Consider the following 21,779-nt stretch of genomic DNA (forward strand, 5'->3'; position numbering starts at 1 on the left):
TGCTTAATTAATCAATAACCACAACATATTGTGGTCGCAGCTTACCAAAGCCAGGCTGCGGCATCGCATGGCAAACCACAAGCCATGCCCAATACCACCAAACGAAACGCTGTTGAACTTGCGCCCTTTTGCGCGCCATTTTCACCCCAGGAGCATCAATGCAAACTACTCAAGCACCCGAGTCCGGCACCGCCGCTCTTCGCCCCTCAAGCCCACCGGCCCCCGTCGAAAGCGGTCGCGACACGCAATGGAGCAATTTCCATATCATCCGTCGCAATGGCGTAGTGGTCGGCTTCGAACCAGGCAAGATTGCCATTGCCATGACCAAGGCCTTTCTGGCCGTCAATGGCGGGCAAGGTGCGGCCTCGGCCCGCGTGCGTGAACTGGTTGAAACCATGACGGCTCAGGTCGTCAACGCCCTGGTGCGCAACCGTCCCAGCGGCGGTACCTTCCATATAGAAGAAATTCAAGACCAGGTCGAACTGACACTGATGCGTTCCGGTGAGCACGACGTGGCGCGTGCCTATGTGCTGTATCGCGAAAAACGCTCCCAGGAGCGCGCGCAGAATACGGCGGCACCCGCCCCCGCCGCAGAGCCCGCACTCAATGTGACCGACAACGGCATTGTGCGCCCGCTCGACCTGGCCCAGCTGCGCGCCACCATTACCGAAGCAGGCCAAAACCTGCCACACGAAATTGATGTAGAAGGCATCCTCAAGGAAACCGTCAAGAATATCTACGACGGCATCCCGGTCGATGAAGTCTTCAAGTCTGCCATCCTCTCGGCAAGAGCCATGGTCGAGAACGACCCCTCGTACAGCCAGGTCACTGCAAGGCTATTGCTGCATACGATCCGCAAGGAAGTCCTGGGTGAAGAAGTTTCCCAGGCCGAGATGTCCACCCGCTACGCCGAATACTTCCCCAAGTTCCTGCAAGCCGGCATTGAAGGCGAGCTGCTCGACGAGAAACTGAGCCAGTTCGACCTGCCCAAACTGGGCGCGGCGCTGAAGGCCGAACGCGACCTACAGTTCAATTACCTTGGCCTGCAAACCCTGTACGACCGCTACTTCCTGCACCTGCGTGGCCGTCGCATCGAACTGCCCCAGGTTTTCTTCATGCGCGTGGCCATGGGTCTGGCCCTGAATGAAATCGATCGTGAAGCACGTGCCATCGAGTTCTACGAGATCCTCTCATCCTTCGATTTCATGAGCTCGACGCCCACGCTGTTCAACTCGGGCACTGTGCATTCGCAGCTGTCGTCCTGCTACCTCACCACGGTCTCCGACGACCTGGCCGGCATCTACGACGCCATCAAGGAAAACGCCCTGCTGGCCAAGTATGCCGGTGGTCTGGGCAACGACTGGACGCCCGTGCGCGCCTTGCGCAGTCACATCAAGGGCACCAACGGTGAAAGCCAGGGCGTGGTGCCATTCCTGAAGGTCGTCAACGACACCGCCGTTGCGGTCAACCAGGGCGGCAAGCGCAAAGGCGCGGTATGCGCCTATCTGGAATCGTGGCACCTGGATATCGAAGAGTTCCTCGAGCTGCGCAAGAACACAGGTGACGAACGCCGCCGCACGCACGACATGAATACCGCCAACTGGATTCCCGACCTGTTCATGAAGCGCGTTATGGAAAACGGCGAATGGACGCTGTTCTCGCCCTCCGATGCGCCCGACCTGCACGATAAGTACGGCAAGGAATTCGAAGCTGCCTATCTGGGCTACGAAGACAAGGTTGCGCGCGGCGAGCTGACACTGTTCAAGAAAATCTCGGCCACCTCATTGTGGCGCAAGATGCTGTCCATGCTGTTTGAAACCGGACATCCCTGGATCACCTTCAAGGATCCTTGCAACATCCGCTCACCCCAGCAGCACGTGGGTGTCGTCCACAGCTCGAACCTGTGCACCGAGATCACGCTCAATACCAACGACAGCGAGATCGCGGTTTGCAACCTGGGTTCCATCAACCTGGCTGCCCACATGAAACAGGACGCCGGCGGGCAATACGTCCTGGATCACGAAAAGCTCGAGCGCACGACGACCATCGCCATGCGCATGCTCGATAACGTGATCGACATCAACTACTACGCCGTGCCCAAGGCCCGTAACTCCAACGTGCGTCACCGTCCGGTGGGCATGGGTGTGATGGGCTTCCAGGACTGCCTGCACATGATGCGTGTGCCGTTTGCCTCCGATGCCGCCGTCGAGTTTTCCGACCGCTCCATGGAAGCGGCTTGCTATTACGCCTACTGGGCCTCCAGCAAGCTGGCAGCCGAGCGCGGCCACTACGCCAGCTTCAAGGGTTCGCTGTGGGATCGCGGCATTCTGCCTCAAGACACTCTCGCACTATTGCGCGAAGAGCGTGGCGGCTACGTCGAAGTCGATGACAGCAGCACCCTGGACTGGGATTCCCTGCGCGCGCACATCAAGCAATACGGCATGCGCAACTCGAACTGCGTGGCAATCGCCCCCACCGCCACCATCTCGAACATTATTGGTGTATCGCCTTGCATCGAGCCCAACTACCGCAACCTGTACGTCAAGTCCAACCTGTCGGGCGAGTTCACGGTCGTCAACGACTACCTCGTACGTGACCTCAAAGAGCGCAAGCTGTGGGATGAAGTCATGGTCGCCGACCTGAAGTATTTTGACGGCAGCCTGGCACGCATCGATCGCATTCCGTCCGATCTGCGCGAGCTCTACGCAACGGCTTTCGAAATTGATCCAACCTGGGTCGTCGAATGCGCTGCGCGCCGGTCCAAATGGATAGACCAGGCTCAGTCGCTGAATATCTTCATGGCAGGCGTCTCGGGCAAGAAGCTCGATGACATCTACAAGCTGGCCTGGGTGCGTGGCCTGAAAACCACTTATTACCTGCGCTCCATCGGCGCCACCAACGCCGAGAAATCGACCGGCCGCGGCGGCGAGCTGAATGCCGTCTCGTCTGGCGCGGGCACCAGCCCGGTGGCAGCCGCTGCCGCTCCTGCAGTCGCAGCATTGCCCGAAGCCGAAGTGCTGGGCGCCGTATGCACCATGCGGCCAGGTGACGAAGGCTTCGAAGAATGCGAAGCCTGCCAATAATCGAACACAGGAAATCATTATGTTGAACTGGGACGACACCCCCGCCACAGCGCCAGCCACCAACGGCCATGGCGCCACACCACAACGACAAGCTCCGGACAACAGCGCGGCGGCTCCGGCCGCTGCTGCCAGCGCCCCGTCCGACTCGAGCCGCCGCGTTCGTGCTGCTGACAAGCGCATCATCAATGGCACAACCGACGTCAACCAGCTGGTGCCTTTCAAATATAAATGGGCCTGGGAAAAGTATCTGGCAACCTGCGCCAATCACTGGATGCCCCAAGAGATCAATATGTCGCGCGACATCGCGCTCTGGAAGAATCCGAACGGCCTGACCGAAGACGAGCGCCGCATCGTCAAACGCAATCTTGGCTTCTTCGTCACGGCCGACTCCCTGGCCGCCAACAATATTGTTCTGGGCACTTACCGTCACATCACTGCGCCTGAATGCAGGCAGTTCCTGCTGCGCCAGGCCTTTGAAGAAGCAATACACACGCATGCCTATCAGTACATCGTCGAGAGCCTTGATCTTGACGAAGCCGAGATCTTCAATGCCTACAACGAAGTCCCTTCGATCCGCGCCAAAGATGAATTTCTGATTCCGTTCATCGACGTGATTGCCGATCCCAACTTCCAGACGGGCACGCCGCAAGCCGATCAGACCTTGCTCAAGTCGCTGATTGTTTTCGCATGCCTGATGGAAGGCTTGTTCTTTTATGTTGGTTTTACGCAAATACTTGCGCTGGGCCGTCAGAACAAAATGACGGGCGCGGCCGAGCAGTACATGTACATACTTCGCGATGAATCCATGCACTGCAATTTCGGCATCGATCTCATCAACACCATCAAGCTTGAGAACCCGCACTTATGGACAGCCGAGTTTCGCGAAGAGCTGCGCGAGTTGTTCAAAAAGGCTGTAGACCTTGAATATGCTTACGCTGAAGACACCATGCCTCGCGGCGTGCTGGGTTTGAACGCATCAATGTTCAAATCATATTTGCGTTTTATTGCCAACCGGCGCTGCCAGCAAATCGGTCTTGAACCTCTTTTCGCGCAAGAAGAAAATCCATTTCCATGGATGGCTGAAATGATAGACCTGAAGAAAGAGCGCAACTTTTTTGAGACGCGTGTCATCGAATATCAGACCGGCGGGGCGTTAAGCTGGGAATAATGCTTGGAAGATAGTAAAGGCTTACGTTAGACTCTAGGCGTGCAAGGTGCTATATGCTTTGCACGCTTGCGCCATTTGAGATGGGTCGCACACATTGCGTGGGGGCCATATCAAATGGGTGGACGTCCTCTTAGACTCGACCTCAAGGAGCATTACTATGGCAACAGCCAAAAAGGCCGCCAAGAAAGCGGCAGCTAAAAAAGCTGCACCCGCCAAGAAGGCAGTACCCGCTAAGAAAGTCGCTGTAAAGAAAGCGGCAGCAGCAAAGAAAGCAGCACCCGCAAAGAAAGCAGTCGCCAAGAAAGCCCCTGCCAAGAAAGTCGTAGCGAAGAAAGCGCCTGCCAAGAAAGCTGTTGCTAAAAAAGCCGTAGCCAAGAAAGCACCGGCAAAAAAAGTCGTTGCTAAAAAAGCGGTAGCCAAGAAAGCTGTTGCAAAGAAAGCACCCGCGAAAAAAGCACCAGCAAAGAAAGTCGTAGCAAAGAAAGCACCAGCCAAAAAAGCCGTAGCCAAGAAGGCCGTTGCTAAAAAAGCACCAGCAAAGAAAGCCGTAGCCAAGAAGGCACCAGCCAAGAAAGCGCCTGCAAAGAAAGCCGTTGCCAAGAAAGCTCCCGCTAAAAAGGCAGTAGCCAAGAAAGCAGCACCCGCAAAAAAAGCACCGGCCAAGAAGGCTCCAGCCAAGAAAGCAGCAGCGCCAAAAAAGCCTAGTGCCAAAGCGGCTGCCAAAACAGCCAAGGCAAACAACCCGGCGCCTGAAGCAAAGAAAACCGTTAACCCGGCAGCATCGTGGCCCTTCCCGACCGGCGGCCGCCCCTGACGCGTAATGTGTTCTCTCTAAAAGCCTGACCAAACTGCCCGACCCTGTCGGGCAGTTCTCTTTTGGGTGATCAATATAATATTTTCGGGCGATACACAGGCGTGCGACAATGACCGTTTGAAATTACATGCAATCCAACCATGGTAAGTGACATTCTTCATTTCATTATCAGCATTGTGTTCTCGCTGTTCGGCATAGCCTTGCTTATCCGGGCCTGGGTCTTTGCAATACGGCTGCATCCGTTCAATCCCTACTCGCAAGCAGTGCTGCGCCTGACCAACTGGCTGGTTCAGCCTTTGCGCAAGGTCCTCAGCCCGGGCAACCGTATCGACTGGCCCACCCTGCTGGCGTGCTGGCTGACCGCACTGATCTTCCTGCTGCTTTCCTGGACCTTGCTGACCGGCGCGCTGCCCGCTGTGCAAAGCCTGCTGCCGGCCGTACTCGCCGCATTCATGACCATGCTCAAATGGGCATTCAACCTGATCCTCTGGGCTACCCTGATACAGGCAATCCTGTCGTGGGTAAATCCCATGGCACCCATCATGCCGGTGCTGCACACCCTGACGGCGCCCTTGCTCGATCCCATACGCCGCATCATGCCCAACCTGGGCGGACTTGATCTGTCACCACTGGTTCTGCTGGTGCTGGCACAGGTGGCCATGATGGTGGTTCAGCGTGTTGCCTACACGCTCTTTGGCGTATAGCCTTGAATCATTGCGCAGATAAAACAACAGGCGCCTGAGCGCCTGTTGTTTTATCTGCTGCCAAAGATGCGATTACATCGGAGCGACACGCGTCGGGCCGTTGCCGCTGATGACGCGCACACGCTGTCCCTGGCTGATGGCAACATCGGCTGCCTGGGCAATCACCCGGGTCTCGCCGTTGTCGAGCCTGACCGTTATTTCCAGCCCCTGGGATTTGCCCATGTTGTTCTCGACGGCATTGCCCGCCATGGCACCCAACAGGCCGCCACCTATGGTGGCCAGAACCTGACCCGTGCCACCACCAATAGAGCTGGCAGCCACCCCGCCCAGAGCGCCTCCTGCCAGGGCGCCGGCGCCGCTGGTGCGATCCTTCTGGATGGTAACTGTGCGTACGGACTCAACCGTTCCCAGGCGCACTATCTGTTCGCGTTGCGCCTGCCCGTAGGTGTATACGGACGAAGAGGCGGTATCATTGGCGCAGCCGGCCAGCACTGTCAGTGAACCGGCAAGGGCAGCCATGACAAGGAGGCGAGCAGGGCGCCCGCCTGCGGGCGAAAGAAGGGATGAACTCATAGAGACTCCTTGTAAAACACATGTGAGACCAGGCGCCTGCGCCAGACTCAGTCGTGTGGTTACTGATCCAGCAATGTCAGACCATAGTACTGCTTCAATACAGCGCTGATATCTGCACGGCTGGGGCGATGATTCTGCGGCCCCCTGGATGCAATTTTAAAGCTACCCATAGCGTTAGCCAAACGACAGGCATCGATCAGCGACCAGTTTTTGGTAAGCCCGTATAACAAACCGGCACGGTGTGCATCACCACAACCGGTAGGATCGATGATCTCGCTGGCCTTGACCGGCTCGATGTGGGTCTCGGTGCCATCGGCATAAAGTGTTGCACCTTCGGCGCCCCGTGTTACCACAACCGCCTGCATGGTCCTGGCAATATCCGCCATGCTGCGCCCGGTGCGCTGTTCGATGACACTGGCTTCATAGTCGTTGGCCGTCAGTATTCTGGCCATCGGCAGCATTGCTTCCAGGTCTTCGCCCGAGAATAGCGGCATGGCCTGCCCAAGGTCGAAGATGAAGGGAGTGCCCTGGGCGTGCAGACGGCGCGCGTGCGCAAACATGCCGTCTTTGGAATCGGGCGCCACGATTGCCCAGGCGGCGTTCTGTCCGCTCAGGTCGTTTTCCGCCGAGCGCATCATCGCGCCCGGATGAAAGGACGCAATCTGGTTGTTGTCCAGATCGGTTGTGATAAAGCACTGTGGCGTATACATGTCGGGCAGCACCCGTATCATGCTGGTATCCATGCCGAGCTGCTGCATGTACGCGATATAGTCTGACGCATCGGGCCCCACCGTACCGACCGGCACGGGCCGGCCATCCAGCAGGCTCAGGTTGTAGGCAATATTGCCGGCACAACCGCCATATTCCTTGCGCATCGTGGGCACAAAGAACGAAACGCTGAGCGACTGTATGCTGTCGGCCAGAATATGATCCTTGAAATGACCTTCAAACACCGTAATGGTGTCGAAAGCCACCGACCCGCATATAAGAACTTTGTCAGTCATGTCTGCTTTTAATGGAAAAATTTGTCGAGTTGGTAGCCGTTCACTTTTGCTTCCTTCATCACGATCGGCACCTCAATGGATATTTCGCTTCCGGCCCTGAATGGCCCGCTCAGGATCTCCGCCGGCAAATAGCTTTGAGGCGGAAGGTTCTTTCGCGCCACACGGGTACCCGACAAATCGGTCAGATCCAGCACCAGCGTGGGCCATTCCTGCGGTTTGTCGTAGTTGTTGCGCAGAACCAGCTGCAGCAACATGACTGGTGCGTCATCACCCTTGGCCGCAGCATCAGGCGCCGCCGCCGCGACCGCGGCAGCCGGGGTTCCGGACCGCAATGAAGAACTCATGATGGCAATCTGGTCTATCTGCCGCGCATAAGGAATCCGGCATTCAAGCGAAACGCATGCGTTCTCCAGCACCGGGCGCAAAGCCGGCACATTGTTGGCGATCGGAGCCCGGTAAACATAAACCAGCTGCGCCAGCAGAAGCAGCACACCCAGTAATACAAGCACGCCCCACAGCAACCGGCCCATGCTGCCGCGATGCGCGCCATCATGCTCGAGCGCAGAAGCACCGCGCGCTTTATCGGGATGCCGCGACCCGCCACTATCGCGCCGGGGTTCGACGTAAAGCCCTGATACACGGAGTTCCTCACGACCATCGCGGCTGTGAACCACGGGATCAACAGACTCTGCGGCGGCGGAATGCACGGAACCCAAGGTCGGTTCGGGCCTGGTCCTGTCATGTCCCTCGCCCAGATGAAATGCAGGCGCCGGACCCGAAGCCTGCGTTGAGTTATCGTCTGGTGTTGAAATGGTAAAGGCGGAATCTGTTTCCGCCTTGGTGGCCGATATGTGATGCACCGGCTCGTTGGCTGACACGGGACGCTGCCTTAAAACGCTGGGCAGGCTTGGCTCGTGCGAGGTTTGCGTTGTTTTCGGCACAGCCGGCACTGACGGCAGCGAAGGCTCGTGATGAACGACAGGGTCGCGGGGTGCGGCTGGCGAGGCTGTGGCCCCGGCCCCTGTAGATACCACCGCCTCGTATCCGTCAAAAATATGGGCGCATTTGACGCAACGGATATAGCCCTTGCGCAGCTGCAGCTGTGCAAGGCTGGCGGAAAACGTAGTGCCGCATTCGGGGCAGCGCGTGGTCAGATCCATAAGCGTAAAAAATGAGCAGTGCGCTCAGGCAAGACGGTGTCCGTGCAAGCATACCCAGCCGTCGCGGGCCTGCCATACTTCCATGGTCAGCCAGGGAGCATAGGCTTGCGCAACTTCGGCGGCCTGGCGCTCAAGGACTCCGGAAAGCACCAGATGGCCACCAGGCTGAACACGGTTCGACAGCATGGGCGCCAGCAACTTCAAGGGGCTGGACAGAATGTTCGCCACGACCAATTGATACTGCCCGTCGGGAAGATCGTTGGGCAGCATGGCCTTGAGCGACACCTGATTCACCTCTGCATTGTAACGGGTCGATTGCACCGCCTGCTCGTCGATATCGACGGCATGCGTGTCGCCCGCGCCCAGCTTCCTGGCGGCGATCGCCAGTATGCCGGAACCGCAGCCGTAATCGAGCAGCGTTTCCTGACCCTGCACATGAGCCGACAGCCATTCCAGACACAGATGCGTAGTGGGGTGGCTGCCCGTGCCAAAGGCCAGGCCTGGATCAAGCTCTATATGAATGGCACCACCGGCTTCATCTTGCCTGGCCGGCACATCGGGACTGTCACGATGCCAGCTTGGCACGATCCAGATGCGTTCCCCCACCTGTATAGGCTGGAACTGGGATTGCGTCAGACGAACCCAGTCGGCATCTGGAACATCGCGGGTGCTCCATTGGCCGTTCTGATATTCATCGTAGCCCGCATCACACAGCTGCTCGACAACCTGAGCCGGATCGAGACCGTCGGGCAGCAATGCCACCAGCAGGTTCCGGTCCCAGGCCTGCACCTCGGGCTCAAGCCCCGGCTCGCCAAAGAGCGGACGCTCGGCATCGGTATCGCCGTCAGCATCTTCAACTGAAACCGACAGCACGCCGGCTTCAAGCAAAAGATCGGACAAGGCCTCGGCATGCGCCTCGGGACAATTGAGCACGAGTTCGCGCATGGTGTTCTTCCTTACGGCCGCTGCGAGAGCTTGTGCTCCAGGTAGTGAATGCTGGTACCGCCTTCGACAAAGCGTGCGTCGTGCATGAGCTCGCGATGCAGCAGAATATTGGTTTGCACCCCTTCCACGACCATTTCAGACAAGGCGATTTCCATGCGTGCGATAGCCTGCTCGCGCGAGTCGCCATAGGTAATGAGCTTGGCGATCATGGAGTCGTAGTTGGGCGGTACCGTATAGCCGGTAAAGACGTGAGAATCCATACGCACCCCGGGCCCACCCGGCGTGTGCCAGTTGGTGATGCGGCCAGGACTGGGCGTGAACTTGAATGGGTCTTCCGCGTTGATGCGGCACTCTATGGCGTGTCCGCGGAACTCGATGTCGCGCTGACGCAAGAGGAATTTTTCGCCGGCAGCGATCTTGATCTGCTGCTGCACCAGATCCAGCCCGGTAATCATTTCGGTCACCGTGTGCTCAACCTGAATGCGGGTATTCATTTCTATGAAGAAAAACTCGCCGTTTTCATACAGGAACTCGAAGGTACCCGCACCGCGATAATTCATCTTGCGGCAGGCTTCGGCGCAACGCTCGCCGATGCGCTCGATGAGACGTCGCGAAATGCCTGGGGCCGGCGCCTCTTCAATGACTTTCTGGTGACGCCGCTGCATGGAACAATCGCGCTCGCCCAGCCAGACGGCATTGCGCCCGCCATCGGCCAGCACCTGAATTTCGATATGGCGCGGGTTCTCAAGGAACTTCTCCATATAGACTTCAGGATTGTTAAACGCTGCGCCCGCCTCGTTACGCGTCATGGCGACTGCGTTGATCAAGGCGGCTTCGGTGTAGACCACGCGCATGCCGCGACCACCACCGCCACCCGCCGCCTTGATGATGACCGGATAGCCAACCTCGCGCGCGGTGCGCAGAATCTCTTCGGGGTCTTCGGACAAGGCGCCTTCCGAACCGGGCACGACCGGCACACCGGCATCTATCATGGCCCTCTTGGCACAAACCTTGTCGCCCATGGTGCGTATGGATTCGGGACGAGGGCCGATGAAAACGAAACCGCTCTTTTCCACACGCTCGGCAAAGTCGGCGTTTTCTGCCAGAAAACCGTAGCCGGGATGGATGGCTTCGGCATCGGTGACCTCGGCCGCCGAAATAATGGCTGGCATGTTCAGATAGCTGTCGCGTGCCGGAGCCGGTCCTATGCATACCGACTCATCGGCCAGACGCACATACTTGGCTTCGCGATCAGCTTCGGAATGAACGACTACCGTCTTGACGCCCAGCTCGCGACATGCGCGCTGAATGCGCAAGGCGATTTCGCCACGATTGGCTATGAGGATTTTATCAAACATGGTTTAACCAATAATGAACAGGGGTTGACCATATTCAACAGGCTCGCCGTTCTCGACCAGGATTTCCTTGATCACACCCGACTTGTCGGCTTCGATCTCGTTGAGCAGCTTCATGGCCTCGATAATGCACAGAGGCTCGCCTTCCTTGACGGCCTGGCCCACTTCCACGAAGGGCGATGCGCCGGGATTGGGTGCCCGGTAGAAGGTACCCACCATGGGTGCCTTGACGGCGTGACCGGACGGCGCTGCGGGGGCAGCGGGCGCGGCGGCGGCTGCAGGAGCAGCTGCCGGCGCCGCAACTGGCGCGGCTGCCTCAGGAACGGCGTAGGCAACAGGTTGCACGGATTGCGAGAATTTGACGATTCTGACTTTGCCTTCGCCCTCGGTAATTTCCAGCTCGGCAATACCCGAATCTGCAACGAGGTCAATCAAGGTTTTCAGTTTTCTAAGATCCATACGAACTTCCCGTGACATCGCTCTGTCACCATGGTACAGGGCGAGTGTTGTTAGTTGAAAAATTAAAAATGCGTTCTTGTGGCTAGTTGCTTAAAGCATAGCGTAAGGCTGCTTCATAACCGAAAGAACCCAGCCCCGCAATCACGCCTTGTGCCGTATCGGCCAGATAGGAATGATGGCGGAAGGATTCCCGTTTGTGCACATTGGACAAATGTATTTCGACAAAAGGAACAGCTACGGCAGCCAGTGCATCACGCAGCGCAACGCTGGTATGTGTGTACGCCGCCGCATTGATAATGATGAAATCAGTCTGGTCGTTACGGGCGGCCTGTACCCGGTCGACCAGCTCACCTTCGTGATTGCTTTGGAAAGCAGTAAGCACGGCACCTTTTTCAGTAGCCAGTTGCGACAAATGTTGATTGATATCCGCCAGGGTTTGCCGACCGTAGATATCTGGCTCGCGTGTACCGAGCAGGTTCAGGTTAGGGCCGTGCAAAACGAGGATGTGCTGCGCCATGGCAAATTTTTTGTGAAGACAGATCGTCTTTTTACGCTAAATGGCGGCATTTGTCCATTAAAGCCTAGTAAATCCAAGCTGCATTCCGTAATGTTTGCATCGCGCGGGCGACACGGTCAGCGCATGCCGGCGAGATAGTCGTCGAGCTCCTGGGGCTTGATCTGCCCGAGTATTTTCGTGGAAATCTGGCCTTTTTCGTCGAAAACAACCGTAAAAGGCAGGCCACCGTTCTTGTTGCCCAGATCACGCATCTGCTTGATGCCTGCATGGCCGGCAACCAGCAGCGGATAGCTGACCTGCACCTTCTGGATGAACTTCTCGACATTCTTGGCCGTGTCTACAGCCAGCCCGACGAAATGCACCGAAGTATGCTTTTGATGCAACGCATCAAGATCAGGCATCTCTTTGACGCACGGCGGACACCAGGTCGCCCAGAAATTCAGCACCAGTGGCTTGCCCAGATACTGCGTGAGCTCGATTTGCCCGCCCTGCAGGTCGGGATAGGTGTGGCCGTAGAAGGGGTCGGTGGCGGCGTGGGCCTGCCAGACGGGCCCGAGCAGCCCGGCAGCGCCTGCCACAGCAGCTGCGGCCTGGCGCAGAAATATTCGCCGTGTCATGGTAATAGGTGTCCGGTAAAGGTCAATCAGCCTGTTGATGATAGCACCCCCTCAACTGGGCGGCCAGAATCACTACAATAAGCCCCGGAGGATAGAAATGCATCTACATATACTTGGGATCTGCGGCACCTTTATGGGTGGACTGGCACTGATCGCCCGCTCCGCGGGACACACCGTAACAGGCTGCGACGCCGGCGTGTACCCTCCCATGAGCACCCAATTGCAAGAGCAGGGCATACGGCTGACAGAAGGCTTCGAGGCCGACCAGCTTGCGCTCAAGCCCGACCTGTTCGTTGTGGGTAACGTGGTAACCCGCGGCAATCCCCTGATGGAAGCCATCCTGGACCAGGGGCTGCCCTATACGTCGGGGCCGCAGTGGCTGGGCGAGCATGTGCTGCAGGGCCAGCATGTGCTGGCCGTTGCCGGCACTCACGGCAAAACCACAACCAGCTCGATGCTTGCATGGATACTCGAGCATGCCGGCCGGCAACCCAATTTCCTGATCGGCGGCATTGCCGATGACCTGCAGGTTTCCGCACGCTATCAGGCCGACCGATCCTTGTTCGTGATCGAAGCGGATGAATACGATACTGCCTTCTTCGACAAGCGTTCCAAGTTCGTCCACTACCGTCCTCGCACGGCAATCCTGAACAACCTTGAGTTCGACCATGCCGACATCTTTCCCGACCTGGCCGCTATAGAAACCCAGTTCCATCATCTTGTGCGCACCATTGCGTCGCAGGGTCGCATCATACGTCCCGCCATTGACACCGCACTGGACAGCGTACTGGCCCGAGGCTGCTGGACCCCGGTCCAGACTTTTGGTCCCGATGGTCTGTGGCAGGCCCATGTCGGCGACCACGCCAGCCATTTCGAGGTCACGCGCCAGGATGACCTTATCGGCACCATCACCTGGTCGCTTACCGGCCCGCACAACCGGATGAATGCGCTGGCCGCCCTGGCTGCCGCAGAGCACCTGGGCATCAGCCCCGAGGCCGGTGTCGAAGCTCTGTGCGCATTCAAGGGCGTGAAGCGACGCATGGAGTTACGCGGCACGGTCAATCAGGTTGACGTCTACGACGATTTTGCACACCACCCGACTGCCATCGCCACCACACTGGCCGGCTTGCGCAAACAAGTGGGCCAACGGCGGATTCTGGCCGTACTCGAGCCCCGGTCCAACACCATGAAGCTGGGCGCAATGGCCTCGCGCCTGCCCGACGCCCTGAGCCAGGCCGATCTGGTCTTTTGTTTCGGGGCCGCCAGCGGCAAGCACGCACTGGGCTGGGATCCGGACCAGGTGCTGGCGCCGCTGGGTGATCGAGCCTCCAGCTACTCCGATCTGGATAAAATGGTAGATGCCATCTGCCGGACGGCCCAGCCTGGCGACTCTGTCCTGGTCATGAGCAACGGCGGTTTCGGCGGCATACACCAGAAGCTGTTGAACGGCTTATAAGCCCGGGCTTGATGCCCTTCACTACCGACAGGCACGCCATGATCCTCTATCTGCACGGCTTTCGCTCTTCTCCCGACTCATACAAGGCCACCCTGATGGCGCAAGCCTTGCAGGACCGTGGCCTGGCCGACCGGTGGGTCTGCCCGCAACTGCCGGCCAGCCCGCAACAGGCACTGGCACTGGGCAACCATCTGATAGAGCAGGCGATCAAGACCCGTGGCCTGCGGCCCGGGCAAGACCTGGTCATTGCGGGATCATCGCTGGGAGGCTACTACGCCACCTGCCTGGCCGAACACTGGAAGGCCCGTGCCATCGTCATGAATCCCGTGGTGTATGCCGCACGCGACCTGGCCACCCAGGTGGGCGAGCACACCATGTATCATTCCGACGCACCGTTTGTATTTTTACCGGAGCATGTCGACGAACTGGCTGCAATGGCAGTCGGCAAGCCGGCGCATCCGGAGCGCTACTACCTGTTGGCAGCCAAAGGCGACGAAGTGCTGGACTGGCATGAAATGGCTGACTGGTATCGCGGCAGCAAGGGCCACATCCTGGAAGGCAGCGATCACGGCATTTCAGATTTCGACCAATACCTGCCTGACGTCCTGGCATTTGCGCTGCCTGGCAACGCCTCTTCAAACTAAACTAACACCTTTACCCAACGATGTGCAGCCATGCACATCCCATCGGATCATTATGTACGTTCTTTACGAAGAAAGCGGCAACTTCAAGGCGCAGAAAATCTTCTCCCAAAGCGACTCCACCATGCAGGTGGAGTCGGAATCAGGCAAGCGCAGCAAAATAAAGAACACCGCCGTGCTGTTCAGCTTTGAGCAGCCTGCACCGGCCGAACTGCTGGAGCAGGCGCAGGCATTGGCGCAAACTTTGGAAATTGATTTTCTGTGGGAATGTGCCCCCCAGGAGGAATTTGAAGCGACCGTCTTTGCCGAAGACTATTTCGGCCATGTACCCAACGCCGTGGAAAAGGCCGCCCTGATCTTCGCCTTGAATAGCGCCCCCGCCTATTTCCATCGGCGCGGCAAGGGCTGCTATCGCCCTGCCCCGCCCGACATACTGGCTGCCGCGCTGGCCGCCATTGAAAAGAAACAGGCCCAGGCCGCCCTGCAACAAGAGTGGATAGACCAGATGGTAGCCGGCAAGCTGCCCGAGCCCATCGCCCAGGTGGCCGACACGCTGCTTACCCGTCCTGATAAAAACTCCATGCAATGGAAAGCTTTCGAGGCGGCGGTAGGCAAGGTCGGCACCAGTCCCGAACAGTTGCTGCTGTCGCTGGGTGCCTGGCCGCATCCGCTGGCCCTGCATCAACATCGATTCCTGTCCACGCACTTCCCCAAGGGCACACAGTTCGCACCGGTGTCGCTGGGCGAGATTGGCAAAGACCTGCCATTCGCCGATGTCACGGCCTATTCGGTGGATGACACCAGTACCATAGAAGTTGATGACGCCCTGTCGGTTACGCCCGTAGACGGCGATATTGTCAAGGTGGGCATACATATTGCCGTGCCAGGCCTGGCCATCAGCCGTGACAACGACTTCGACAAGCTGGCCCGCAGCCGCATGTCCACCGTTTACATTCCCGGTCTGAAGATTCCCATGCTGCCCGGTGAACTGATCAGCGCATTTTCTCTGGATGCAGGACAGCCCCGTCCGGCCCTGTCTCTGTACGTAACGGCAAATCTGGCGACCGGCGAGCTGCTGTCATCCGAGACACGGGTGGAGCGGATCACGGTAAAGGAAAACCTGCGCCACAACACACTGGACGAGCAGGTAACCGAAGAGGCGCTGGACAACCCGCAAGCTCCATTGCCTTACGGTGAATGGCTGCGTCCACTATGGCGCCTGGCAACACACCTGGCCGCCCAACGCGAACAGATACGAGGCAAACCCGAGAACAACAACCGGGTCGAATACTCGTTTGTGCTGGATGGTCCGCATGATGATCCGGCATCTACCGTGCACCTGGTACCGCGCCGGCGCAATGCGCCGCTGGACCGGCTGGTGGCCGAATACATGATACTGGCCAACAATCTGTGGGGCGGCCTGCTGGCGCAACATGGCGTACCCGGCATTTATCGCTCGCAACAGACGGGCCGCGTGCGCATGTCTACCCATGCCCTGCCGCACGAAGCCATAGGTGTACCTCAATATGCCTGGTCCACGTCACCTCTGAGGCGCTATGTAGACCTGATCAACCAGGGCCAGATACTGGCAGCAGCCGAGCACGGTGTTTCCGCACGCCTGGTCGCACCTTTCAAGCCCAAGGATGCCGACCTGTACGCCATTATCGGGGCCTTCGAGTCACAGTACACCGCCTGGGGCGACTATCAATCGTCCATGGAGCGCTACTGGTGCCTGCGCTGGTTGCAGCAACAAGGCACCAGCACCATACAGGGCAGCGTCATACGCGATGATCTGGTACGCCTGGACTGCGCACCTTTTGTGACCCGGGTTGCTTCCCTGCCCGAGCTGGAGCGTGGTCAGATCGTGACGCTCGACATTCTGGGCTTTGACGAACTGGCGCTGGAGCTGGACTGCCGGCTGCGCGAAGTGGTTGCGGCCTGAGGCGCTGCGCCGACCGGTATGCAGAGCGCGCCTACCCCTGCCACCTTGCTGCGGATACCCCAAACCCGCAACGACTACCTGCGTATTGCGCTAGTGTTGTCAATGGCAATACACGCGCTGGTCCTGACCCTGCAGTTCGCGGTGCCGCCGGCGCCGGCGCCGGCATCAACGGTGCTGGAGGTCACCCTGGTGAATGCGCGATCGGAAACCGCGCCACTGCAACCCGAAATGCTCGCGCAGAATCAGCTGCATGGCGGCGGCGAAGCCGAAACCGGGCAAGCCTCCACGCCATTGCCACGCACGGTAACGGAATCGGCCGACCAGGTTGTCCTGGCCGCGCTGCGCAAGCGTCAGCAAGAGCTTGAAGAAGAACAGCAACGCCTGTACACCCTGCTGGTGTCACGTCAGAAGACTGCACCCGAACGCCTGCAACCGGATCTGAACGAACCCGCTGCCGACCGTGGCGACGATGAACTTGAACAGGACAGCCTCATACTGAATGCGCAGATCAGCGCCATCAAAGAGCGCATAGAGCAATACAACGCACAGCCCAGGCGGCAATTTACGGGCCCTTCCACCCGCGCGGTGGACTATGCCGAATACGTCGAGGCCTGGCGCAGCAAGATACAGCTGCTCGGTACCCAGCATTATCCGGCCGAGGCAAGGGGAAAACTGTATGGCAGCCTGCAACTGACCGTCCATATAAAGGCTGACGGCTCACTGCTCAAGGTGGAAATCGATCGCCCCTCCAGCCATGCCGTCCTGAATCTTGCAGCAGCCCGTATCGTGCAGCTGGCGTCACCCTTCGCGCCCCTACCTCCGTCCATTGCAGAACACACCGACGTGCTGGCCATTACGCGCACATGGCATTTTGAAAACGAAAACCTGACCACGAGCTCCCCATGACAACGACATCTCCCCTGCTCTTTGGCGTGGTCGGCAATCCGATCAAGCACAGCCGCTCACCCTTCATACATGAAGCATTCGCCGCCCAGACCGGCATCACGCTGCGTTACGAGCGTATTCTGGCGCCGCTGGACGAGTTCGCCCGCACTTGCCATGAGTTCTTTGCACAAGGCGGATCAGGCCTGAACATCACCGTTCCGTTCAAGGAGCAGGCTTACACGCTGGCACAAGACCACCTGACGACGCGTGCCCGCCTGGCAGGCGCCGTCAACACGCTGTGGATGCAGGATGGGCACGTGCATGGCTGCAATACCGACGGCGAGGGCTTGCTTACTGACCTCAGGCGTCTTGACTGCGACCCGACCGGCAAGCAGATATTGCTGGTGGGCGCAGGTGGTGCCGCCCGGGGAGCGGTCTTCCCGCTGCTCGAAGCCGGCTGCACCAGCCTGCGCATAGTCAACCGCAGTCCTGAGCGTGCCGTTCAGCTGCGTGATCATGTTCTCGAACAACTGCCCCGATTCGCGCCAACGCTTTCGGCGGGCGGACTGGATCAGGCTCAAGGCCCATGGGACATTGTCATCAATGCCACGTCCAGCAGCCTGGGCGGCCTCCCGCCCGACCTGCCCGAAGGACTCTATGCGCCCGGTGCCCTGGCCTATGACATGATGTACGGCAGCGAGGATACGGCTTTCATGGTGCAGGCCAGGGCCCAGGGGGCAGCAAGAGTGGCAGACGGCCTGGGCATGCTGGTTGGCCAGGCTGCAGCCAGCTATGCCATCTGGCACGGTGTGCGGCCCGACATAACATCCGTGCTTCAGGCCCTGCGTGGCGGGGCGTCCTATACTTGACCCATGAGTGCCCGAAGAATCAATAAAACCAAAGTGGTCGCTGTCGTCTTGCTGGCGGCAGTCGCGGCAAGCCTGCTTTACCTGTTCGGTCTGTTCGTGATGGTGCTGTGGCTCAGTGTGAAGAATCCCGGCAGCAGCGCCTTCATGAAGGCGACCCTGAACGAGCTCCGGGAGTCTGACCCCAAGGCCACCATCAAATACCAGTGGGTTCCTTACGACCAGATCAGCAAAAACCTGAAACGCGCGGTGGTGGCATCGGAAGACTCAGGCTTCGTCGCGCACGAAGGCGTCGAGTGGGAAGCCATACGCAAGGCCTGGGAATACAACCAGAAACAGGCCGATCGTGGCAAGAGCAAAAGGCGCGGCGGCTCAACCATTACGCAGCAGCTGGCCAAGAACCTGTTTTTGTCCGGATCACGTACCTATCTGCGCAAGGGCCAGGAACTGATCCTGGCCTACATGATAGAAATGATCATGAGTAAGGAACGCATACTCGAGCTCTATCTGAACATTGCCCAATGGGGCGCAGACACCTTCGGCGCCGAAGCGGCGGCAAGGCATTACTTCAAGACCAGTGCTGCACGCCTGAGCCAACACCAGTCAGCCAGGCTGGCGTCCATGCTGCCTAACCCTGTCTATTACGACACGCATCGCAATACCTCGTACCTGCGTTCGCGTACCAACACCATACAAAAACGCATGCATCAGGTGGTTATCCCCTAGACGCGTCGTCGGGCCAGGGAAGCAGCATCGGCAAATGTTAAGCTTGCGGTTTCATCCGTGCTGGCCTGTTCAGGCATAAAATCAGTTCAATGCGTACTGCTCGCCGTTACCTTGCCCGAGAAATCTATAGATCCACCGCCGTCGTCCTGATGGCGCTGATTGGTCTGTTCACGTTTTTCGCCCTCATCGAACAGCTGGAAGACATCAGCAATCAGTTCACCCTGCTCAATCTGTTCTACATGCAGGCGCTGGCCTTGCCGACAACGCTGTATGACTTGCTCCCCATCGGGCTGCTGATCGGCGCCATATTGGCACTGGCGGGTCTGGCGCAGCGCAACGAGCTGGTTATCCTGCGCGTCTCGGGTGTCAGCGGCCTGAAGCTGCTGGCCATGCTCTGGATACTGACCATACCCCTGGTGTTTTGCGCCTTCCTGCTGTCTGAAATCATTACTCCGGCTGCCGAGATCAAGTCCAGCGAAGCCAGCCTGACCCTATTGGGCAAGGCGGGTGGCGGCCGCCTGAACAGCGGATACTGGTTCAAGGAATCCGACGGCGACGATGGCACACGCATCATCAACATCGCACAGCTCAAGTCCGGTGGCAACGTCGCAGACGTCACGCTGTATGAGTTCAAGAACGGACAAGAGCTGGCCACCTACTCGGTAGCCAGCCGGGGGCATTTTTCCGAGGGCTCGCTGATCCTGAGCGAAGTGCAGCAAACCTCCATCGAGGTCAACTCCATCTCGACCCTGGCCGACGCGGTACAGCCGCACGAGCCCCTGACCCACCTCGAAACCCTGCCCGAACGTACAATAACGACCAGCCTGACTCCGGAAAGGCTGATCGCGCGCATCCTGACGCCAGAGCGCATGTCCATACGTGTGCTGGTGGACTATATCGACTACCTGGAGAGCAATCACCTGCAAACTGAAAGGCAGGTGGTCGCCCTGTGGCGGAAAATGGCCTACCCATTTACCTTGCTGGTCATGATCACCATTGCAGCACCCATCAGTTTCATGCAGACACGCCGTGGCGGCGTGGGCAGCAAGGTCTTCATCGGCATTTTGCTGGGTGTGGGCTTTTTCATGCTGAACCAGCTTGCACTGAATGTGGGCATGCTGAACCAGTGGGCACCGTGGGTAACTGCGCTTGTGCCCAATCTGGCGGCATTGGGACTCGCACTGGGTGCGCTTACGCTCATGGAGAACCAGCATAACGTGCGGCGCTTCAACCAGACTCGCTGGCCCTGGAGTAAGTCCTCGGTATGAACCCTGCAGAAAACAGCTGTTCCAGCATCTGGATGATAGGCGACCTGCAAGGCTGCTGCATACCTTTGCAGAGCTTGCTGGCACACCCCGATATTGCCGCCGACCACGACGCCCGCCTCTGGTTCACAGGCGATCTGATCAACCGCGGGCCCGATTCACTGGGCACCCTGCGCACCGTCATGGCCCTGGGAGACCGCGCCCGTGTGGTGCTGGGCAATCATGACTTGCACTTGCTGGCCGTTGCCGCCGGCATCAGGAAACCGGGCAAATCAGACACGCTCAACGATATACTGAACGCACCCGATGCGCATGAGCTGCTGGATTGGCTGCGACATCGGCCGCTGGCACACTACGAGCAAGGCCACTTGATGGTGCATGCCGGAGTACTGCCTGCCTGGAGCCTGGAAAAAACCCTTGCGCTGGCCGCAGAAGCAGAAGCTGCGCTCAGGGGCCCTGACTGGAAGAATGCCCTGAAACACATGTATGGCAACGAGCCGGCATATTGGGATGAGACACTGCAGGGCCATGACCGGCGACGCGTGATTATCAATGCCCTGACCCGCATACGCATGTGCACAAGCCAGGGCCATATGGAGTTCACTCATAAAGGCGCGCCCGACGATGATGGCGACCTTCTGCCCTGGTTCGATGTGCCAGGCCGCGCCATGCAGGGCACCACCGTTGCATTCGGCCACTGGTCTACCCTGGGCCTGCTGCTTCGCCCCGATGCCGTCTGCCTGGACACGGGTTGTGTATGGGGCCGCCAGCTGACGGCGCTACGCCTGCATGATCGCAAGCTGGTGCAAATTGCCTGCCATCAATATCAGGAGCCGGGTCGTCACTGAGCGCCGGTACCGGTCACCGCCCGGCGTATGAGGTGATGGGCACGGGACGCGGCATGACTGCGCCCCAACTGCTCGCACTCCCGGGCAGAAATCACATCCAGAAAATCGACTTCAACTACGACCCCTGTCGTACGCAGCAGATACCACAGGTTCTGCACCAAGGTCTGCTCGCCCACAAAAGCCACATAGTCGCTGCGTTGCCCGCGATGAAAAAACCGCAGCGCCACCGGCTGCACATCAACCTGTGCCCGCAACGCGGCATCGAAGAGGCTGGCATGGAAGGGACCAACATCCAGCCCGCTGGACGTGGTGCCTTCCGGGAACAGACTGACCGCCTGACCCTGGCTGAAACAACGCTGCATCTGCTCGGTCACCGACCGGATGGCGGCGCGATTGCCTCTTTCGATAAACACCGTATTCATGCCCCGCGCCAGCCAGCCGATGAGCGGCCAACGCCGTATGTCGCTCTTGGCCACAAAGGCTGTGGTGCGAACACTGTTCAGTACGAAGATATCAACCCAGGACACGTGGTTGACGACCCACAGCGCCGCACCGGTCTGTGCCGGCTTGCCATGCACTCGCATGCGGACACCGCAAAACCACATCAGCAGCCGCGACCAGTGCCGGCCCATGGCCTGCCGCACCCCTATGGGGGCCAGAGGAAAAATCAGGGCAATGCAGAACAAACCCGAAAGCAGCATCAACACGACACAGACTGCACGCAACACAAAAAGCAGTATCCCCAAATTCG

Annotated in this window: 21 protein-coding genes; 12 read left to right on the top strand and 9 right to left on the bottom strand. The window is 58.7% G+C overall.

Translation table 11 applies throughout. From position 1 onward, the window contains the following. The first annotated feature begins 158 nt into the window (after positions 1–158). The 4 genes from LKR43_RS11905 (at position 159) to LKR43_RS11920 (ending at position 5,769) form a co-directional block, all read left to right on the top strand. Entirely contained in the window at positions 159–3,083 is a 2,925-nt protein-coding gene (locus LKR43_RS11905; protein ID WP_227684284.1) for a ribonucleoside-diphosphate reductase subunit alpha, read from the top strand. Positions 3,084–3,102: 19 nt separating this feature from the next. Next, positions 3,103–4,251, top strand: coding sequence for a ribonucleotide-diphosphate reductase subunit beta (locus LKR43_RS11910; protein WP_227684285.1), 1,149 nt, complete (start codon positions 3,103–3,105; stop codon positions 4,249–4,251). Positions 4,252–4,408: 157 nt separating this feature from the next. After that, entirely contained in the window at positions 4,409–5,065 is a 657-nt protein-coding gene (locus LKR43_RS11915; protein ID WP_227684286.1) for a histone H1-like DNA-binding protein, read from the top strand. A 140-nt stretch (positions 5,066–5,205) separates the two neighbouring features. Then, positions 5,206–5,769, top strand: a complete 564-nt coding sequence (locus LKR43_RS11920) for a YggT family protein (protein WP_227684287.1) — start codon at positions 5,206–5,208, stop codon at positions 5,767–5,769. Between the two features lie 72 nt (positions 5,770–5,841). On the opposite strand, the gene LKR43_RS11925 is transcribed toward LKR43_RS11920, so the two are convergent. The 8 genes from LKR43_RS11925 to LKR43_RS11960 form a co-directional block, all read right to left on the bottom strand. Further along, the gene (locus LKR43_RS11925) at positions 5,842–6,342 is read right to left on the bottom strand and encodes a glycine zipper 2TM domain-containing protein (protein ID WP_227684288.1); all 501 of its coding nucleotides are present in this window, start codon (positions 6,340–6,342) and stop codon (positions 5,842–5,844) included. A gap of 59 nt (positions 6,343–6,401) precedes the next feature. Next, on the bottom strand, positions 6,402–7,346 hold the full coding sequence (locus LKR43_RS11930) for a carbohydrate kinase family protein (RefSeq protein WP_227684289.1): 945 nt from the start codon (positions 7,344–7,346) through the stop codon (positions 6,402–6,404). 8 nt (positions 7,347–7,354) lie between these two features. Further along, the gene (locus LKR43_RS11935) at positions 7,355–8,506 is read right to left on the bottom strand and encodes a zinc-ribbon and DUF3426 domain-containing protein (RefSeq protein WP_227684290.1); all 1,152 of its coding nucleotides are present in this window, start codon (positions 8,504–8,506) and stop codon (positions 7,355–7,357) included. 24 nt (positions 8,507–8,530) lie between these two features. Beyond that, positions 8,531–9,451 carry a 50S ribosomal protein L11 methyltransferase gene (prmA, locus tag LKR43_RS11940; protein WP_227684291.1) on the bottom strand — a complete coding sequence of 307 codons (921 nt, stop codon included), beginning with the start codon at positions 9,449–9,451 and terminating at the stop codon, positions 8,531–8,533. An 11-nt stretch (positions 9,452–9,462) separates the two neighbouring features. Continuing rightward, on the bottom strand, positions 9,463–10,809 hold the full coding sequence (gene accC, locus LKR43_RS11945; RefSeq protein WP_227684292.1) for an acetyl-CoA carboxylase biotin carboxylase subunit: 1,347 nt from the start codon (positions 10,807–10,809) through the stop codon (positions 9,463–9,465). A gap of 3 nt (positions 10,810–10,812) precedes the next feature. Then, on the bottom strand, positions 10,813–11,265 hold the full coding sequence (accB, locus tag LKR43_RS11950; protein WP_227684293.1) for an acetyl-CoA carboxylase biotin carboxyl carrier protein: 453 nt from the start codon (positions 11,263–11,265) through the stop codon (positions 10,813–10,815). Between the two features lie 82 nt (positions 11,266–11,347). Then, positions 11,348–11,782 (bottom strand): type II 3-dehydroquinate dehydratase, encoded by a 435-nt coding sequence (gene aroQ, locus LKR43_RS11955; RefSeq protein ID WP_227684294.1) that lies wholly within the window; start codon positions 11,780–11,782, stop codon positions 11,348–11,350. A gap of 116 nt (positions 11,783–11,898) precedes the next feature. Beyond that, positions 11,899–12,399 carry a TlpA disulfide reductase family protein gene (locus tag LKR43_RS11960; protein ID WP_227684295.1) on the bottom strand — a complete coding sequence of 167 codons (501 nt, stop codon included), beginning with the start codon at positions 12,397–12,399 and terminating at the stop codon, positions 11,899–11,901. 97 nt (positions 12,400–12,496) lie between these two features. On the opposite strand from LKR43_RS11960, the gene mpl reads away from it, so the two are divergent. From mpl to LKR43_RS12000, 8 genes are all read left to right on the top strand, one after another. Continuing rightward, positions 12,497–13,855: a UDP-N-acetylmuramate:L-alanyl-gamma-D-glutamyl-meso-diaminopimelate ligase gene (gene mpl / locus LKR43_RS11965; RefSeq protein ID WP_227684296.1), complete on the top strand. Its 1,359-nt coding sequence runs from the start codon at positions 12,497–12,499 to the stop codon at positions 13,853–13,855. 38 nt (positions 13,856–13,893) lie between these two features. Further along, on the top strand, positions 13,894–14,499 hold the full coding sequence (locus LKR43_RS11970; protein ID WP_227684358.1) for a YqiA/YcfP family alpha/beta fold hydrolase: 606 nt from the start codon (positions 13,894–13,896) through the stop codon (positions 14,497–14,499). A gap of 52 nt (positions 14,500–14,551) precedes the next feature. Next, positions 14,552–16,438: a ribonuclease catalytic domain-containing protein gene (locus LKR43_RS11975; protein WP_227684297.1), complete on the top strand. Its 1,887-nt coding sequence runs from the start codon at positions 14,552–14,554 to the stop codon at positions 16,436–16,438. Between the two features lie 18 nt (positions 16,439–16,456). After that, complete coding sequence (locus LKR43_RS11980) at positions 16,457–17,344, top strand: energy transducer TonB (RefSeq protein ID WP_227684298.1); 888 nt, start codon at positions 16,457–16,459, stop codon at positions 17,342–17,344. Beyond that, entirely contained in the window at positions 17,341–18,192 is an 852-nt protein-coding gene (gene aroE / locus LKR43_RS11985) for a shikimate dehydrogenase (RefSeq protein WP_227684299.1), read from the top strand. Before LKR43_RS11980 ends, aroE begins: the two co-directional genes overlap by 4 nt. 3 nt (positions 18,193–18,195) lie before the next feature. Continuing rightward, the gene (mtgA, locus tag LKR43_RS11990) at positions 18,196–18,915 is read left to right on the top strand and encodes a monofunctional biosynthetic peptidoglycan transglycosylase (protein WP_227684300.1); all 720 of its coding nucleotides are present in this window, start codon (positions 18,196–18,198) and stop codon (positions 18,913–18,915) included. A gap of 89 nt (positions 18,916–19,004) precedes the next feature. Further along, complete coding sequence (gene lptG, locus LKR43_RS11995; RefSeq protein WP_227684301.1) at positions 19,005–20,183, top strand: LPS export ABC transporter permease LptG; 1,179 nt, start codon at positions 19,005–19,007, stop codon at positions 20,181–20,183. Then, positions 20,180–21,028 (top strand): symmetrical bis(5'-nucleosyl)-tetraphosphatase, encoded by an 849-nt coding sequence (locus LKR43_RS12000; protein ID WP_227684302.1) that lies wholly within the window; start codon positions 20,180–20,182, stop codon positions 21,026–21,028. Before lptG ends, LKR43_RS12000 begins: the two co-directional genes overlap by 4 nt. On the opposite strand, the gene LKR43_RS12005 is transcribed toward LKR43_RS12000, so the two are convergent. Beyond that, on the bottom strand, positions 21,022–21,774 hold the full coding sequence (locus tag LKR43_RS12005) for a lysophospholipid acyltransferase family protein (protein ID WP_370632107.1): 753 nt from the start codon (positions 21,772–21,774) through the stop codon (positions 21,022–21,024). The two genes, LKR43_RS12000 and LKR43_RS12005, sit on opposite strands and share 7 nt — an antisense overlap. Positions 21,775–21,779: the final 5 nt, after the last annotated feature.

The organism is Pusillimonas sp. MFBS29 (assembly GCF_020687695.1).
Taxonomy (GTDB): domain Bacteria; phylum Pseudomonadota; class Gammaproteobacteria; order Burkholderiales; family Burkholderiaceae_B; genus Pusillimonas_C.

What these genes read in the sequence shown, in the direction of transcription:
- LKR43_RS11905 (WP_227684284.1), top strand. Translation starts at nt 159, where the DNA reads ATGCAAACTACTCAAGCACCCGAGTCCGGCACCGCCGCTCTTCGCCCC.
- LKR43_RS11910 (WP_227684285.1), top strand. Translation starts at nt 3,103, where the DNA reads ATGTTGAACTGGGACGACACCCCCGCCACAGCGCCAGCCACCAACGGC.
- LKR43_RS11915 (WP_227684286.1), top strand. Translation starts at nt 4,409, where the DNA reads ATGGCAACAGCCAAAAAGGCCGCCAAGAAAGCGGCAGCTAAAAAAGCT.
- LKR43_RS11920 (WP_227684287.1), top strand. Translation starts at nt 5,206, where the DNA reads ATGGTAAGTGACATTCTTCATTTCATTATCAGCATTGTGTTCTCGCTG.
- LKR43_RS11925 (WP_227684288.1), bottom strand. Translation starts at nt 6,342, where the DNA reads ATGAGTTCATCCCTTCTTTCGCCCGCAGGCGGGCGCCCTGCTCGCCTC.
- LKR43_RS11930 (WP_227684289.1), bottom strand. Translation starts at nt 7,346, where the DNA reads ATGACTGACAAAGTTCTTATATGCGGGTCGGTGGCTTTCGACACCATT.
- LKR43_RS11935 (WP_227684290.1), bottom strand. Translation starts at nt 8,506, where the DNA reads ATGGATCTGACCACGCGCTGCCCCGAATGCGGCACTACGTTTTCCGCC.
- prmA (WP_227684291.1), bottom strand. Translation starts at nt 9,451, where the DNA reads ATGCGCGAACTCGTGCTCAATTGTCCCGAGGCGCATGCCGAGGCCTTG.
- accC (WP_227684292.1), bottom strand. Translation starts at nt 10,809, where the DNA reads ATGTTTGATAAAATCCTCATAGCCAATCGTGGCGAAATCGCCTTGCGC.
- accB (WP_227684293.1), bottom strand. Translation starts at nt 11,265, where the DNA reads ATGGATCTTAGAAAACTGAAAACCTTGATTGACCTCGTTGCAGATTCG.
- aroQ (WP_227684294.1), bottom strand. Translation starts at nt 11,782, where the DNA reads ATGGCGCAGCACATCCTCGTTTTGCACGGCCCTAACCTGAACCTGCTC.
- LKR43_RS11960 (WP_227684295.1), bottom strand. Translation starts at nt 12,399, where the DNA reads ATGACACGGCGAATATTTCTGCGCCAGGCCGCAGCTGCTGTGGCAGGC.
- mpl (WP_227684296.1), top strand. Translation starts at nt 12,497, where the DNA reads ATGCATCTACATATACTTGGGATCTGCGGCACCTTTATGGGTGGACTG.
- LKR43_RS11970 (WP_227684358.1), top strand. Translation starts at nt 13,894, where the DNA reads ATGATCCTCTATCTGCACGGCTTTCGCTCTTCTCCCGACTCATACAAG.
- LKR43_RS11975 (WP_227684297.1), top strand. Translation starts at nt 14,552, where the DNA reads ATGTACGTTCTTTACGAAGAAAGCGGCAACTTCAAGGCGCAGAAAATC.
- LKR43_RS11980 (WP_227684298.1), top strand. Translation starts at nt 16,457, where the DNA reads ATGCAGAGCGCGCCTACCCCTGCCACCTTGCTGCGGATACCCCAAACC.
- aroE (WP_227684299.1), top strand. Translation starts at nt 17,341, where the DNA reads ATGACAACGACATCTCCCCTGCTCTTTGGCGTGGTCGGCAATCCGATC.
- mtgA (WP_227684300.1), top strand. Translation starts at nt 18,196, where the DNA reads ATGAGTGCCCGAAGAATCAATAAAACCAAAGTGGTCGCTGTCGTCTTG.
- lptG (WP_227684301.1), top strand. Translation starts at nt 19,005, where the DNA reads ATGCGTACTGCTCGCCGTTACCTTGCCCGAGAAATCTATAGATCCACC.
- LKR43_RS12000 (WP_227684302.1), top strand. Translation starts at nt 20,180, where the DNA reads ATGAACCCTGCAGAAAACAGCTGTTCCAGCATCTGGATGATAGGCGAC.